Origin of the sequence: Mesorhizobium sp. M7A.F.Ca.CA.001.10.2.1, assembly GCF_003998575.1 — a bacterium.
Classification (GTDB): domain Bacteria; phylum Pseudomonadota; class Alphaproteobacteria; order Rhizobiales; family Rhizobiaceae; genus Mesorhizobium.
The window spans coordinates 1-653 of sequence record NZ_RZQY01001244.1 but is presented as its reverse complement, the minus strand read 5'-3'; the positions used below and the strand labels follow the sequence as shown (position 1 = coordinate 653).

Below are 653 nucleotides of genomic sequence, written 5' to 3'. Positions count from 1 at the left end.
GGTCCTCGCCGGTGATGCCGAGATCGACGGCGCCCTGGCCGATCTCCCCTGATATTTCGGAAGCCGACAGGAACACCACTTCGACATCGTCCAGGCCCTCGACGCGGGCGTGGTATTTGCGCTCGTCGCCGGGCAGGCTGACGGCGAGGCCGGCTTTGGCCAGTACTTCCAGCGCCTGTTCTTTCAGTCGGCCTTTCGACGGGATCGCCAGCGTGATCATGGCGCCGTCTCCCGCAATGCCTCGATGCGATCGAGCCAGACGGAAAAGCCGACGCCGGGGATAGGCGTCTTCGCGCCAAGCAGGGTCAGCAGCCGGTCATAGCGGCCGCCGCCGACCAGCGGCCGGTCGCCATTGTCGGCCGCGATTTCGAAAACCAGGCCGGTGTAGTAATCGAGCGGGCGGCCGAAGGCGGCGTCGTAGCGGATTTTATCGGCCGGCAAGCCGTGCGCCTCGATCGCCTTGGCGCGGGCAGCGAACTTTTCCAGCGCGACATCGAGCGACAGCCCGGCGCCGGTGGCGAAGGTCTCCAGTGCCTGGGCCGCGCCATCAAGCGGAACGTCGATCGCCAGAAAATCCTTCAGCGCGGAAAAGGCCCCGCTCGACAACCGAACGCTGCGCAACTCGGCTTTCTCGATCAGCCGCCGGGCAATGT

1 protein-coding gene and 1 pseudogene are annotated in these 653 nt (G+C 66.2%); both read right to left on the bottom strand.

Annotated features, from left to right (window positions below; translation table 11 throughout):
* A pseudogene (gene hisG / locus EN964_RS36405) lies at positions 1-220 on the bottom strand (ATP phosphoribosyltransferase); the annotation flags it as partial.
* On the bottom strand, positions 217-653 hold a 437-nt coding region (locus EN964_RS36400; RefSeq protein WP_206528843.1), incomplete at its 5' end, for an ATP phosphoribosyltransferase regulatory subunit. The pseudogene hisG and the gene EN964_RS36400, both read right to left, overlap by 4 nt.